A 13,254-nucleotide genomic window follows, 5' to 3' on the forward strand; every position below is an offset into this window, starting at 1 on the left:
ATCTTACACCTGCTCGGCAAGCAGCTTGGTGCGCTTGTCTTCCGTTTCCACGACTTCCTCTACGGGGATGTAGAAGTCACGCTTGTAGTTGAACGTGTGACCGATGGTGACCACGAGCATGGCAAGCGCGGACGCCGCGACCAGCCACCAGATGTACCAGATCATCGCGAAGCCGAAGACGACGCTCAGAGCACCGAGGATGACACCGGTACCGGTGTTCTTCGGCATGTGGATCGGCTTGAAGCCTTCCGTCGGACGGACGTGGCCGCGAGCCTTCATGTCGTACCAGCTGTCGTGGTCGTAGACGATCGGCGTCATCGCGAAGTTGTAGGCCGGAGGCGGCGACGAGGTCGACCACTCGAGCGTACGGGCACCCCACGGGTCGCCGGTTGTGTCACGCAGCTCTTCGCGCTTCAGGAAGCTGACGACGAGTTGGATCAGGAACGAACCGATGCCGAGCGCGATGAGGAAGGCGCCGAAGGCAGCGATGATGAACCAGATCTGCAGCGACGGATCTTCGAACTGCGACATGCGGCGGGTTACGCCCATCAGGCCGAGAACGTAGAGCGGCATGAAGGCGAAGTAGAAGCCGACCAGCCAGAACCAGAAGGACATCTTGCCCCAGAACGGATCGAGCTTGAAGCCGAAAGCCTTCGGGAACCAGTAGGTCACGCCGGCCATCAGACCGAATACCACGCCGCCGATGATGACGTTGTGGAAGTGGGCGATGAGGAACAGCGAGTTGTGCAGCACGAAGTCAGCCGGCGGGATCGCCAGCATGACACCGGTCATGCCGCCGATGACGAAGGTCACCATGAAGCCGATCGTCCACAGCATCGGGACTTCGTAGCGGATACGACCGCGATACATCGTAAACAGCCAGTTGAACATCTTCGCCCCTGTCGGGATGGAAATGATCATCGTGGTGATGCCGAAGAAGGAGTTCACGCTTGCGCCCGAACCCATGGTGAAGAAGTGGTGCAGCCAGACGAGGTACGACAGGATGGTGATGACGACGGTGGCGTAAACCATCGAGGCATAGCCAAACAGGCGCTTGCCGGTGAAGGTGGCGACGACTTCGGAGAAGATACCGAAGGCAGGCAGCACGAGGATGTAGACTTCCGGGTGACCCCAGATCCAGATGAGGTTCACATACATCATCGGGTTGCCACCAAGGTCGTTGGTGAAGAAGTTCGTGCCGGCGTAGCGGTCGAGCGACAGCAGCGCGAGCGTTGCGGTCAGGATCGGGAAGGAGGCGACGATCAGCACGTTGGTGCAGAGCGAGGTCCAGGTGAAGACGGGCATCTTCATCATGGTCATGCCGGGCGCGCGCATCTTAACGATCGTCGCAATCAGGTTGATACCCGACAGCGTCGTTCCGATACCGGCGACCTGCAGGCCCCAGATGTAATAGTCGACACCGACGCCAGGGCTATATTCAACGCCTGAGAGCGGCGGATAGGCCAGCCAGCCGGTACGCGCGAACTCGCCGATGAACAGCGACATCATGATCAACACTGCGCCTGCCGTCGTCATCCAGAACGAGAAGTTGTTCAGGAAGGGGAAGGACACGTCACGTGCGCCGATCTGAAGCGGAACCACGAGGTTCATCAGGCCGGTGACGAACGGCATGGCCATGAAGAAGATCATGATGACGCCGTGGGCCGTGAAGACCTGGTCGTAGTGGTGAGGCGGGAAAATGCCGGGATTGCCGTTGAAGGCCATCGCCTGCTGGGTACGCATCATGAGGGCGTCGGCAAAGCCGCGCAGCAGCATGACCAGGGCAAGAATGACATACATGATGCCGATCTTCTTGTGGTCGACGCTGGTGAACCACTCTTTCCAGAGATAGGTCCAGAGTTTGAAGTAGGTGATGAGACCGAGGACCGCGATCCCGCCGACCACGACCGCGCCAAACGTGGCGACGAGAATTGGCTCGTGATAGGGGATTGCCTCGATCGTCAACCGGCCGAAGATCAACTTCAGAAGGTCAGGATTGGAAAACATGGAGTAACCCGTTCATTGGTGTCTTTTAGACGCAAAGCGCCAGGTTGAATTATTTGGTCGCAGCAGGCGCGCTCGCGTCGGACGACGGCATGGTATGGCCGTCGTGCTGCATGGTCGAACCGGACATGGTCATGCCGGGCATGTTTTCCATGTTGTCGGCGCCATGGGCGGGGGCATCGCCTGCGGCAGCTGGCTCGGGAAGGTGGATGCCGTCGATCGGCTCACCGTCGAATTTCAGCTTGTCGCGGTTCTCGTGGCTTTCCTTGCCGGCGCCGCCCATCATGTCGATGTGCATCATTTCGCTCATGCACATTTTGCCGGGGGTGGCGCACATGTTCAGGATCGCGTTGAAGAGATCCTTGTCGGCGGTGGCAAAGTAGCGAACCGGCTCGCGCTCGCTCGGACGTTCGAGCTTGAGATAGGCGTCGCGGTTCAGCGCGGTGCCCTGGTTCTTGACCTGAGCCACCCAGCTTTCGAAGCCCTGCTGGTTCATGCCATGGAACTTGAAGCGCATGTGGGAGAAGCCAGCGCCGCTATAGTTCGCGGAGAAACCGTCGTACACGCCTTCCTTGTTGATGACGGCGTGCAGCTTGGTCTGCATGCCGGGCATCGCATAAATCTGGCCAGCGAGTGCGGGGATATAGAACGAGTTCATCACTGACGACGCGGTGATCTCGAAGTTGATCGGAACGTCGACCGGAGCCGCCAGTTCGTTGACGGTTGCGATGCCCAGTTCCGGGTAGAAGAACAGCCATTTCCAGTCGAGAGCGACGACCTGGACGGTCAGGGGCTTTACGTCGGCGGGAATCGTGCGCTCCGCATCGATGCGGTCGAGCGGACGGTACGGATCGAGCTTGTGCGTGGTGATCCAGGTGATCGCACCAAGCACGATGATGATCGCGAGCGGAGCGGACCAGATGACCACTTCGAGGCGCGTGGAATGATGCCATTCCGGATCATACGTGGCGGAGGTGTTCGACTGGCGGTAGCGCCAGGCGAAAAACAGCGTCAGACAAATCACCGGGATGATGATCAACAGCATCAGCAGGACTGATACGATGATCAGGTCTCGCTGTTGCATGGCGATATCGCCGGAAGGCGACATGACCACCAGGTTACATCCTGCGAGCATGAAAAACAGCGGCAGAATGACGAGATGGCGGGAAAACTTTGACAGCTTTTGCACGTCGTTATTGCTCTTTTTGTTTCGTCCGATCCGCGACTAAAGCACTATAACTAGTAGCAACATGAGGTGTTTGGTCGCAGCGCAGCAGAATTGCCGCAGTGCGGGATACGACGGAGCGCGTGCGATGTCAAAAACTTGAAGCGGCGAAAAGAGGCATTTTTTGCACGCCGCCGCATTCGTGCAACTATATATCCCCGAAAGGCCCTTCGACCACCGTTCAGGGTCTTATTTTAGCGTTCTCGCGCACATTTCTTCACGCGGCGCTAATTTTCGAGGGCGGTCATAAACTATTTCTGCATTCCACCCTTGATAAGCACGACAGTTAGTTCAAAATCTTACCTGAGACGCTTTGCCGCAAGCGTCTTAACGAGGGAGGCGTTTTGAATATGGCTACTGTGACTAACTATGGTCCTTCGTCCACGTCGATGGAACGTGACGCGAGACAAATTCATGCTGATAAGCCGGTTTCGCCGGGCAGCATTGCAATCGGTGTCGTCATCGGGCGCACATCCGAGTTCTTCGATTTCTTCGTCTACGGGCTGGCCTCGGTGCTGGTCTTTCCGCAACTTGTCTTTCCGTTCGCGCCGGACAGGTTGACAGCCACACTTTATTCCTTTGCGATCTTTTCGCTTGCATTCCTGGCACGTCCCGTCGGCTCGGTGGTCTTCATGACGATCGACCGCTTGTACGGCCGCGGCACAAAGCTCACCATCGCCCTGTTCCTGCTCGGCGGATCCACCGCATCCATTGCGTTCCTACCTGGTTATACTGAGATCGGCGTCTGGTCGATCGCGCTTCTGGCGCTGTTCCGACTGGGGCAGGGCTTCGCGCTCGGTGGCGCATGGGATGGTCTGGCGTCGCTGCTGGCGCTGAACGCGCCGAAGAATCACCGCGGATGGTACGCGATGATCCCGCAGCTTGGCGCGCCGATCGGCTTTGCGCTGGCAAGCCTGCTCTTCGGCTACTTCGTCGCCAATCTCTCGTCGGAAGACTTCCTCAGCTGGGGCTGGCGCTATCCGTTCTTCGTCGCTTTCGCCATCAATGTCGTTGCGCTCTTCGCGCGTCTGCGCCTGGTGATGACGACGGAATTCGGCACGGCGCTGGAACAGCACGAGCTTGAAGCGGCACCGATTCGCGATGTCGTTCGTATCCACGGCCGCGATATCCTGATCGGCGCGTTCGTGCCGCTAGCAAGCTTCGCGATGTTCCACTTGGTCACCATCTTCCCGCTTGGCTGGATGAGCCTTTACGGCGATCAGCCGATCGGCGCCTTCATGCTGGTGCAGACGGTCGGCGCCATGGTCGGCATCTTGGCGATCATCGCGTCGGGCCTGATGGCTGACCGTATCGGCAGGCGCGGGCAGCTCGCGGTTTGCGCGGTGCTGATCGCGATCTTCAGCTTCGTCGGCCCGATCATGCTGGGCTCTGGCTCGAATGGACACGATGCCTTCGTGATCATCGGCTTCGGCGTCCTCGGCCTGTCTTTCGGCCAGGCCACGGGTTCCATCTCGTCGCGCTTCGGCCGGGGATATCGCTACACCGGTGCGGCGTTCACGTCCGACCTGGCATGGCTCGTCGGGGCCGGTTTCGCGCCGCTGGTCGCGCTCAGCCTGTCCAGCCGCTTCGGCCTGACCTTCGTCGGCTACTACCTGCTGTCGGGTGCCATCTGTACGCTGGCGGCCCTGGCCTTCAGCCGGGCGCTCGAACAGCGCGACTGATTGGTCGCCCCAATAAGGAAAACCCGCCTGAACGGACGTTCGGGCGGGTTTTGAATGTTTCAGCCTAACCAGCGAATGCTCTGCCCGATCAGGCAGCCGTCGCGGCAGCGGCGAAGAAGCCTTCCGGGCTCTCCACTTCCACCAGTCTCTTGCCGTCGATCAGCCAGAAGCGGTTGCCGACGTTGCGGATGAAGTCGCGGTCGTGCGAGACCAGCAGGCAGCTCGCCTGCTGTGCCATCAACTCGCTCTCCAGCGCCTCCTGACCCTCGATGTCGAGATGGTTGGTCGGTTCGTCCAGTAGGTAGAAGTTCGGATTGATCAATCGCAGCGCCAGCATCCCAAGCCGTGCCTTTTGTCCGCCCGAGAGACGGCCGATCGGTTTGCCCTGCATCTCGATCGTCATGCCTGCGCCAGCAAGCAGCGCGCGGGCTCTCGCATCGCCGACATCGAAGCGCCTCAGGATCATCCGCATCGGCGTCTCCTCGTCGATCAGCTCGTTCAGCGCCTGGTGGCCATAGCCGAGCACCAGCGACGGCGTCGTCTTGATGCCCTCGACGGCGCCCTCCATCTCCAGGATCGCGCGGCGCAGCATCGTCACCATCCGGCTCTTGCCCATGCCATTGGCGCCCAGCAGAACGATGCGGTCCCCCTGGCAGATGAACTGCTTGCCGGTCTTGAAGAGCGGCGTGCCATCCGGCCGCACTACCGCCGCATCCTCAAGCGTCACCAGCACCTTGGCGTGGGTGCCGCGATTGGCAAGCCGGATCGCGCCCGAGGAGCGCTCCAGATGCGCGGGTTTCGCCGCATCTTCCAGCTTCTCCGCCCGCTGCTTCAGCTGCTTGGTCTTGACGACGAGGAGGTCGCTGCCGGAGTTGATGCCGATATTGTTGAGCTTGGCGGCCTGCTGGCGCAGCTTTTCCGCCGTCTTCATGTCGCGCTGGTAGCGCCGCTCGTCGGCCGCATCGCTGTCGTCGAGCGCTGCCCGCGCCTCAGAGTACGGCAGCGAAAACAGCGCCGATTGCTCGGGCCTCAGAAACAGCGTCCGGTTCGTCGTGGCGTCGAGAAAGGCGCGGTCGTGGCTCGAGATGATGACGGGCATGTCACGCGGCAGCGCATTCAGCCAGTCCTCCAGCCGGGCGATCTTGCCGAGGTCGAGATGGTTGGTCGGCTCGTCGAGCAGAAGCACGTCGGGCTCGGTCACCGAAACGCGCGCCAGCATCGCCAGCCGCTGCCAGCCGCCGCTGAGCTGCCCCACCGGTCGCTCGCGCATCTCGTCGGGCACATCGAGGCCGGCAAGCGCCATGTCGACCCGCCAGCTCTCGTTGAGCTGCTGGTCCTCGGGCAGCGCCTTCAGCACCGCCTCATGCAACGGCAGAGAAAGAAGGGCAGGCGGCACGTCCTGTTCGACATGGCCGATGGTGAGCCCGCGCGAGCGGGTGACGTCGCCCTCGCTCGGCTCGATCGCGCCGGAAAGGCAGCGCAGCAGCGTGGACTTGCCGCGCCCGTTTGCGGCGACAAGGCCGATGCGGTCGCCGGCGCCGATCGCAAGCGTGAGGTTGGAAAACAGCGGCTTGCCGAGGGTGATGCCGAGATTGCGGATATGGATTGTCGTCATGATCTTGCTCTGGTCTTGCGAGCAGGCACAGGCGCGTCGCGGGCATCAGCCTTCATCGCGCGCGTATGCTCAAGCTCGGGGGGTATAAAACATGCAGGCGAGCATAGGCTCACGGCTGCAGTGCCACGAGGGGCGGACCAGGAAGAGGGTGTCGAGAAACGGTCTCTGGTCAGCCCTGCAAACGCATTTGCAGGGCGTTGACGGGGCCACGCTGGCGATTGAATCGGAAATGTATCGTCACGCGCAACCCTCCTTTCTCAAGTATCTCGGCAATAGCATTGCGGCCGCGAAAATTCAACCGTGATGCTCATGCACGGTGATCAGGAAGATCGCGTCGGCCTCGATCGCCTTCAGGATCGTGCCGCCATCGCTGCGGTAGATCTGCAATTCCGAAAGCACGCCCGCGGCCGAAAAGAGGATGATGTCGACAAGCGGCCCGTAGGGATCGGCGACCTCCTTGTCGTCGAAATAGCCGGACGCGACGGGGTGCGCCGGCAGGTCGGCCGGCCAATCGGTCCGGTCGCGCAGGCGAAGGCGCAGCGAGCCGGATGCGTCGATCTCGGCGGCCCGGTAGTGGTCGCAGTCCCAGGCTGGCGGCACCTCGCCGCGCGCGGCGTGTCGCGCCAGACGCTGGATGATCTGCTTTTCTGCGGGGTTCAACTCTCTCCAAATCAACGTCACGCGGTCGCTTCCGAAAAGGGTTGAGGGATTAGGGTTACCGTTTCAGGCTGCCGAGAATGCCGCGCACCAGCGCCCGCCCGACCTGGGTCGCCACGGTGCGCGCCACGCTCTTCATCGCCGCTTCCACCACCGTTTCGCGCTGGTAGCCGCCGGAGCGGGGGCGGCCCTGCGCCTGCTTCTCGTCCTTGCTGTCGTCGCCGAAGCCCGGCAGCGTCCAGCGGCCCGAGGCGCTTCCCTCGGTCGGCTGTGTCGGCTGCGCCTGCTTGGCGGCGTCGGAATCGGACGCCTTCTGCGCCCGTGCTGCCAGGATCTCGAAGGCGGATTCGCGGTCCACATCCTCGTCATAGACTCCGAGCACCGGGCTCTTGTCCATCACCTGCTGGCGTTCCTGGTCCGTCAGCGGCCCGACGCGGCCGGATGGCGGCCGCACCAGCGTGCGTTCCACGATCGATGGCGCGCCCTTGGCCTCCAGCGTCGACACCAGCGCTTCGCCGGTTCCAAGCGTGGTGATAACGGTGGCGCAGTCGAAGGCCGGGTTGGGGCGGAACGTATCGGCCGCCGTCTTCACCGCCTTCTGCTCGCGCGGCGTATAGGCGCGCAGCGCGTGCTGCACGCGGTTGCCGAGCTGCGCCAGCACCGTCTCCGGCACGTCGAGCGGGTTCTGCGTGACGAAATAGACGCCGACGCCCTTGGAGCGGATCAGGCGCACCACCTGCTCGACACGCTCGACGAGCACCTTCGGCGCGTCGTTGAAGAGCAGATGCGCCTCGTCGAAGAAGAACACCAGCTTCGGCTTCTCCGGATCGCCCACTTCGGGCAGTTCCTCGAAGAGCTCCGACAGCAGCCAGAGCAGGAAGGTTGCGTAGAGACGCGGGTTCATCATCAGTTTGTCGGCGGCAAGCACCGAGATAGTCCCGTAGCCGCGATTGTCTGATCGCATGATGTCGGTGATCTTCAGTGCCGGCTCGCCGAAGAAATGCTCGGCGCCCTGCTGCTCAAGCACCAAGAGCGCGCGCTGGATCGAGCCGACGGAGGCCTTGGAGATCAGCCCGTACTGGCTGGAAAGCTCCGTGGCATTCTCGCCCATATAGTTGAGCAGGGCAGAGAAATCCTTGAGGTCGAGCAGCGGCAGGCCGCCCTTGTCGGCGATCTTGAAGGCGATGTTGATCACGCCTTCCTGCGGCTCCGACGCATCCATCAGTCGGGCGAGCAGGAGAGGGCCCATCTCGGCGATGGTGGTGCGCACCCGGTGGCCCTTTTCGCCGAACAGGTCCCAGAAGATGACCGGGAACTGGTCCGCCTCGTAATCGTCGAAGCCGATCTGCTCGGCCCGCTTGGTCATCCAGTCCTGCGGCTGGCCCTTCATGGCAATGCCGGAGAGATCGCCCTTGATGTCGGCGCAGAAGACCGGAACGCCGGCCCTGGCGAAGCCTTCGGCCAGCACCTGCAGCGTCACCGTCTTGCCGGTGCCGGTGGCGCCGGTCACCAGTCCGTGGCGGTTGCCGTATTTGAGTTCCAGATATTCGGGGGTGTTGATACTGTCATCAGGGTTGCGGCTGGTACCGATGTAGATCTTGCCATCCTCGAGCATGCGAAAGGTCTCCCTGCCGGCGACGGACGCCGATTGCGTCAAAATGCGGAGAGCATAATCCGCATGTTCATTGTAATATGCTTCGACTGTTATAAGCAGGGACCGCAATGCCGACAACTGTCTGCATTAAAAGGAAAACTGGGATAAGCGCCAATCTTGGTCCGCTCTCCCGCCCGATGCCTTGAGTTGCCACTCGAAGTCGATTAACGTTGACGTTAACGTCAATAAAACCAGGAGGATGACGATGAATGAAATCGTGGATCAGATAGCCGCGCGGGTCGGCATTCCGACCGAAGTGGCCGAAAAGGCGCTCGGCATGATGCTTGGCTTTCTCCAGCGCGAGGCGGCCGACGGCCCGGTCGCCAAGATGATCGAAGCCATTCCGGGCGCCTCCGATCTGGTGGCCCAATATAACGGCGCCGGCGAAACCGGCGGCGGCGGCCTTCTCGGCAGCATCATGGGCGCTTTGGGCGGCGGCGGCATCATGGCGCTCGGCCAGCAGCTGATGTCCGAAGGCCTCGGCATGGGCGAGATCACCTCGCTCGCCAAGGAAACCCTTTCAATTGCCGAACAGCACGCCGGCAAGGAAGTCGTCGACGAGGTCGTAGCCTCGGTGCCGGGGCTCAGCCAGTTCGTTTGATCGGATTGGGTTGATGGATGATGCAGCGGGCGGATTTTCCGCCCGTTTTGCTGTGGGGTGAGTGCTGAGGTGGGCGTTTGCGCGTGTCGCCCCCCTCATCCGCCTGCCGGCACCTTCTCCCCGTTGGGTAGAAGGGAAATGCGGCGCCCGCTCGCCTCTTTGCTCAACGCCCGAGATGGTGCAAGGCGGTGCCACGAGTCTCTTCTCCCCAGCGGGGAGAAGGTGCCGGCAGGCGGATGAGGGGGGCCGCGCACGCCGACCTTCACGGCCGGGCGATATCCACCACCTACGCCAACAAACCCTACTGCGTCACCTCAACCAACTGCATCCACACGGCGGCCTGATCCCGCGCCGTCTGCCGATCAGCCTCATCCAGCACGCCCCCGCCACAAAACCGCTCCACGGCCGCCCGGTCACTCTCCGCCGTCGCCGCATGCTTCGCACCAACCATCACATGCCGCCAAGCGCAGCCCAAAACGCGATCCTCGACGATCGCCTTATCGCACCCAGTGCTCAAGCACAGCGCAACCCTCTCCTGGCTCTCGTAACCCCCACCAACCGCGCTCGCATAAGTCACCGCCCACCCCGCACGCGTATCCCGGCATGCGACGGGATCGGCGCTCAAATTGCACGATGTCGTTGCGACATAATCCTTCGCCGGTGGGAAGTCGGGGAATTCGGCCAGGTTGACGCATCCGCAAGCCAGAAGTGCTGCCGCAAACCACTGCAATATCGCCTCCCGCCGTTGCGCGACCACACTGCTTGCTGGGAGACATCGGATGATGGCTCACGACAGGCCAAATCAGTGATGAATGCCAAATCAGTCGTGAGTGTATGTGTTATCGCCGCTCGCCGAAAGTGGGTTTCGGCCCGGAAAATCGATCCTGACGCAGTCCTGGTTCAGGCGGTCGGATGGGGGTCAGTGCTTGCTTTTTGTCTCGCGGGCAAGCTTCAGGATGACGTCATCAGCCGCGTCGGCGAGAGCCATGGCGATTTCGGCGGCTTTCCACCCTCTCTTCTCTCCGTCACGGATAAGTTCGAAGAGCATGGGCTCGAATTCGGACCGGCAGGTCTCCATTCGCTGGTCTGAATTGGATCGATTCTTGGAAGACTGAATATCCGTCATCATCAATACCCCAGATTAGAGGGTAGATTTAGCAAGGCCGCTGAAGAGCGCAAGTAAATATGTTAATCGGTCATTAACAATTCGATTTTTTTGCCTGACATAAGCAAAAAAACAACTAGGAACCCAAGAAGGGCCCGTCGGGGTGTGACGGGCCCCCGCTTTCTTTGTCGCACTGGAAAAGCAACTCTGTCAGCAGTAAAAGCTTGGATCCCAGGAAGTAACCGGTCAACTTCTACATTTTTTGTACTTGGTACCGCCTTTCAGCGGCGAAGCGAGCCGTTTCCCGTAAATATTATGGGTTTATTTCGGAAGGCCGGCGCGTGAGCATGGTTGTTCCGGATATACTAACATAAGAGTGTATTTTTATTCATGTGCGCTTTTGGGGTTGTGTAGAATAACGCCGAGCTCATGCCATTGCCGGCCATCTTTTCGGATCAGCTCGTCGGCGCAGGTCGGGCCCATGCTTCCCGGCAGGTAAGGCTCCGGCTGGTCGTCGCTCTTGCCCCAGAGATCGAGGAAGGGCTGCACGGCGGCCCAGCCCGCCTCGATGCCGTCGGCGCGCTGAAACAGCGTCTGGTCGCCGATGAAGAGATCGTAGAGCAGGGACTCGTAGCCGGTCATCTTGCCGATATCGAATTTGTCGGCATAGCGGAAGTCGAGCGAGACAGGCACGGTATCGACCGAAAGGCCCGGCGACTTGATCGACAGCTCGACGCTCAATCCCTCATCCGGCTGCACCTGGATGACCAGCCGGTTCGGCGGCAGGCTGCGTTTGATGTCGGTCTCGCGAAACTGCGCGAAGGGCACCTGGCGAAAAGTGACGACGATCTCCGTGTCGCGCGCCTTCATCGCCTTGCCGGTCCGGAGATAGAATGGCACACCCGCCCAGCGCCATGTATCGACATAAAGCTTCAGCGCAACGAAGGTCTCCGTCCTTGTGTCGGGCGACACATCCTTGGTCTCGCGGAAGGCGGTGACCGGGTTGCCGTTGAGCGGCCCGCTCGTATAGACGCCGCGCACCCCATGCTCGGCCGCTTCCTCGGGCGTATAGATCCTGAGCGCGCTGAGCGCCTTGCTCTTTTCGCTGCGGATCGCCTCGGCCCCGAAACCGTTCGGCGCTTCCATGGCGATCATCGCCAGCAGCTGGAACAGATGGTTCGGCACCATGTCGCGCAGCGCGCCCGTGGCATCGTAGAACTTGCCGCGGCTGCCGACATCCACGGTCTCGGCGGCGGTGATCTGCACGTGGTCGATATAGTTGTTGTTCCACAGCGCCTCGATCATCATGTTGGCGAAGCGCGTGGTCAGGATGTTCTGCACCGTCTCCTTTCCGAGGAAGTGATCGAGCCGGTAGACTTGGCTTTCCGAGACCTTGGACAGAATGCGCGCGTTGAGCGCCTTGGCCGAGGCAAGATCGGTCCCGAACGGCTTCTCGATGGCGATCCGCCGAAACGCGCTGTCGGTTTCCTTGGTTAGCCCATGCTCGGCGAGCTTCTCCACGATCGTCCCGAAAAATTGCGGCGGCACGGCGAGATAGAAGGCGGCATTGCCACTCGGCGCCTTCTCGAGCCGCGCCTTGATGTCGAGATAGATCTCGTCCTTGGTGAAATCGCCCGACGTGTAAGCGATCCGCTTGCTGAGGCTCTTCCAGCCATCGCTCTGCGCATGCGCCCCGCCGTCATCGAGCGTCTTCAGGAAATCATCGAGCCGCGCCACCAGCATCGCATCGTCACCCGGATCGATGCCGACGCCGAGAATGCGGAGATCCTCGCCGGTTAGCCCGCTCTGTGTGAGGTTGATGATCGCGGGAACAAGCAGCCGCCGGGTGAGGTCTCCGGTGGCCCCGAAGATGACAAGCGTGACCGGCGGGCTGGGAGCTGCGTCCATGATGATCTCCTTGATATGGGAGGGGGAAGATAGAGCGGGCGGATGGGGTGCCAAGCGGGGGTGGGCTGGTCAGTGCGGTGCGTCGATACGGATTGAAATGCAGATCTACGATCCGTCGGACCACGACGAGCGTCAACGATTGGCGTCTTCGACTTGCTTGCGAAGCGCGGCGAACGAGGCTTCGACCTCCTCGTTGGAGCGCCCTTCGCCGGATGCCACGGACTGCCTGGCGATCGCGACCTTGGCTTTGAGAAATTCAATATATCCGGGCGGGGCAGGCCCGGCCGCAGGCGTGGCGATGGTATCCTTGGACACGGTTACCTCCATCTGTGAGCAGACGATATAATGGCAGTCGTGACTTCGCAATGCATCCGACGTGGGCAGGTAGACGGAGGGCGGGTGGTCGTCGAGAGTACGGGCACCGTTGAATTTGTGAAGACGTGCTTAGATCCCCGGCACAAGGCCGAGGATAACGCCGGAGAGCTGGTCGACCGTCCGCAAGCTATTGAAATACGCAGATATCCACCCTCGCGACGTCATCCTCGGGCTCGTTGTAAAGCCCGGAGACATCCCTGACAGATGTTCGGAGACATGCCTGACACTCACGGCGTGTTCGTGAGGTCGATTTTGGCGACCTTGGTTGCGCCGAAGAAGACGCCGTATAGGCCGTCGCGGTCGAGCGGACGGATGGCCAGGCATTCTCCCTTGAAGGCGCCGGGCACGCGCCAGGCCTGACCCTTGAAGACGATGTAGCCCTTGGTCGTGCTGATGCGACGGACGATCTCGCCGCTGTCGTAGACGGG

11 protein-coding genes and 1 pseudogene are annotated in these 13,254 nt (G+C 61.3%); 3 read left to right on the plus strand and 9 right to left on the minus strand.

What is annotated here, in order from left to right:
* Positions 1 to 3: 3 nt before the first annotated feature.
* On the minus strand, positions 4 to 2,007 hold the full coding sequence (cyoB, locus tag D460_RS0102790) for a cytochrome o ubiquinol oxidase subunit I (RefSeq protein ID WP_018896980.1): 2,004 nt from the start codon (positions 2,005 to 2,007) through the stop codon (positions 4 to 6).
* 49 nt (positions 2,008 to 2,056) lie between these two features.
* Positions 2,057 to 3,193 (minus strand): ubiquinol oxidase subunit II, encoded by a 1,137-nt coding sequence (cyoA, locus tag D460_RS0102795; RefSeq protein WP_018896981.1) that lies wholly within the window; start codon positions 3,191 to 3,193, stop codon positions 2,057 to 2,059.
* Between the two features lie 386 nt (positions 3,194 to 3,579).
* Between cyoA and D460_RS0102800 the strand changes: the two genes are divergently transcribed.
* Entirely contained in the window at positions 3,580 to 4,911 is a 1,332-nt protein-coding gene (locus D460_RS0102800; protein ID WP_026282723.1) for an MFS transporter, read from the plus strand.
* An 88-nt stretch (positions 4,912 to 4,999) separates the two neighbouring features.
* On the opposite strand, the gene D460_RS0102805 is transcribed toward D460_RS0102800, so the two are convergent.
* From D460_RS0102805 to D460_RS0102820, 3 genes are all read right to left on the minus strand, one after another.
* Positions 5,000 to 6,526 carry an ABC-F family ATP-binding cassette domain-containing protein gene (locus D460_RS0102805; RefSeq protein WP_018896983.1) on the minus strand — a complete coding sequence of 509 codons (1,527 nt, stop codon included), beginning with the start codon at positions 6,524 to 6,526 and terminating at the stop codon, positions 5,000 to 5,002.
* A 294-nt stretch (positions 6,527 to 6,820) separates the two neighbouring features.
* Entirely contained in the window at positions 6,821 to 7,186 is a 366-nt protein-coding gene (locus D460_RS0102815; protein ID WP_018896985.1) for a hypothetical protein, read from the minus strand.
* 55 nt (positions 7,187 to 7,241) lie between these two features.
* Positions 7,242 to 8,798, minus strand: coding sequence for a helicase HerA-like C-terminal domain-containing protein (locus D460_RS0102820; RefSeq protein ID WP_018896986.1), 1,557 nt, complete (start codon positions 8,796 to 8,798; stop codon positions 7,242 to 7,244).
* 244 nt (positions 8,799 to 9,042) lie between these two features.
* Here D460_RS0102820 and D460_RS0102825 point away from each other — a divergent pair, with 244 nt between their 5' ends.
* Complete coding sequence (locus D460_RS0102825) at positions 9,043 to 9,438, plus strand: hypothetical protein (protein ID WP_018896987.1); 396 nt, start codon at positions 9,043 to 9,045, stop codon at positions 9,436 to 9,438.
* Positions 9,439 to 9,739: 301 nt separating this feature from the next.
* Here the strand turns inward: D460_RS0102825 and D460_RS0102830 are convergent, their stop codons facing one another.
* Positions 9,740 to 10,168 (minus strand): hypothetical protein, encoded by a 429-nt coding sequence (locus D460_RS0102830; RefSeq protein WP_018896988.1) that lies wholly within the window; start codon positions 10,166 to 10,168, stop codon positions 9,740 to 9,742.
* Between the two features lie 192 nt (positions 10,169 to 10,360).
* On the opposite strand from D460_RS0102830, the gene D460_RS35805 reads away from it, so the two are divergent.
* The gene (locus D460_RS35805) at positions 10,361 to 10,528 is read left to right on the plus strand and encodes a hypothetical protein (RefSeq protein ID WP_155947658.1); all 168 of its coding nucleotides are present in this window, start codon (positions 10,361 to 10,363) and stop codon (positions 10,526 to 10,528) included.
* A gap of 399 nt (positions 10,529 to 10,927) precedes the next feature.
* Here the strand turns inward: D460_RS35805 and zwf are convergent, their stop codons facing one another.
* The 3 genes and pseudogenes from zwf to D460_RS36315 form a co-directional block, all read right to left on the minus strand.
* Complete coding sequence (zwf, locus tag D460_RS0102840) at positions 10,928 to 12,451, minus strand: glucose-6-phosphate dehydrogenase (protein WP_018896990.1); 1,524 nt, start codon at positions 12,449 to 12,451, stop codon at positions 10,928 to 10,930.
* Positions 12,452 to 12,583: 132 nt separating this feature from the next.
* Positions 12,584 to 12,766 (minus strand): hypothetical protein, encoded by a 183-nt coding sequence (locus D460_RS34400; protein WP_018896991.1) that lies wholly within the window; start codon positions 12,764 to 12,766, stop codon positions 12,584 to 12,586.
* A 243-nt stretch (positions 12,767 to 13,009) separates the two neighbouring features.
* A pseudogene (locus tag D460_RS36315) lies at positions 13,010 to 13,254 on the minus strand (IS481 family transposase); the annotation flags it as partial.

Origin of the sequence: Rhizobium sp. 2MFCol3.1 (genome assembly GCF_000377565.1) — a bacterium.
Taxonomy (GTDB): domain Bacteria; phylum Pseudomonadota; class Alphaproteobacteria; order Rhizobiales; family Rhizobiaceae; genus Rhizobium.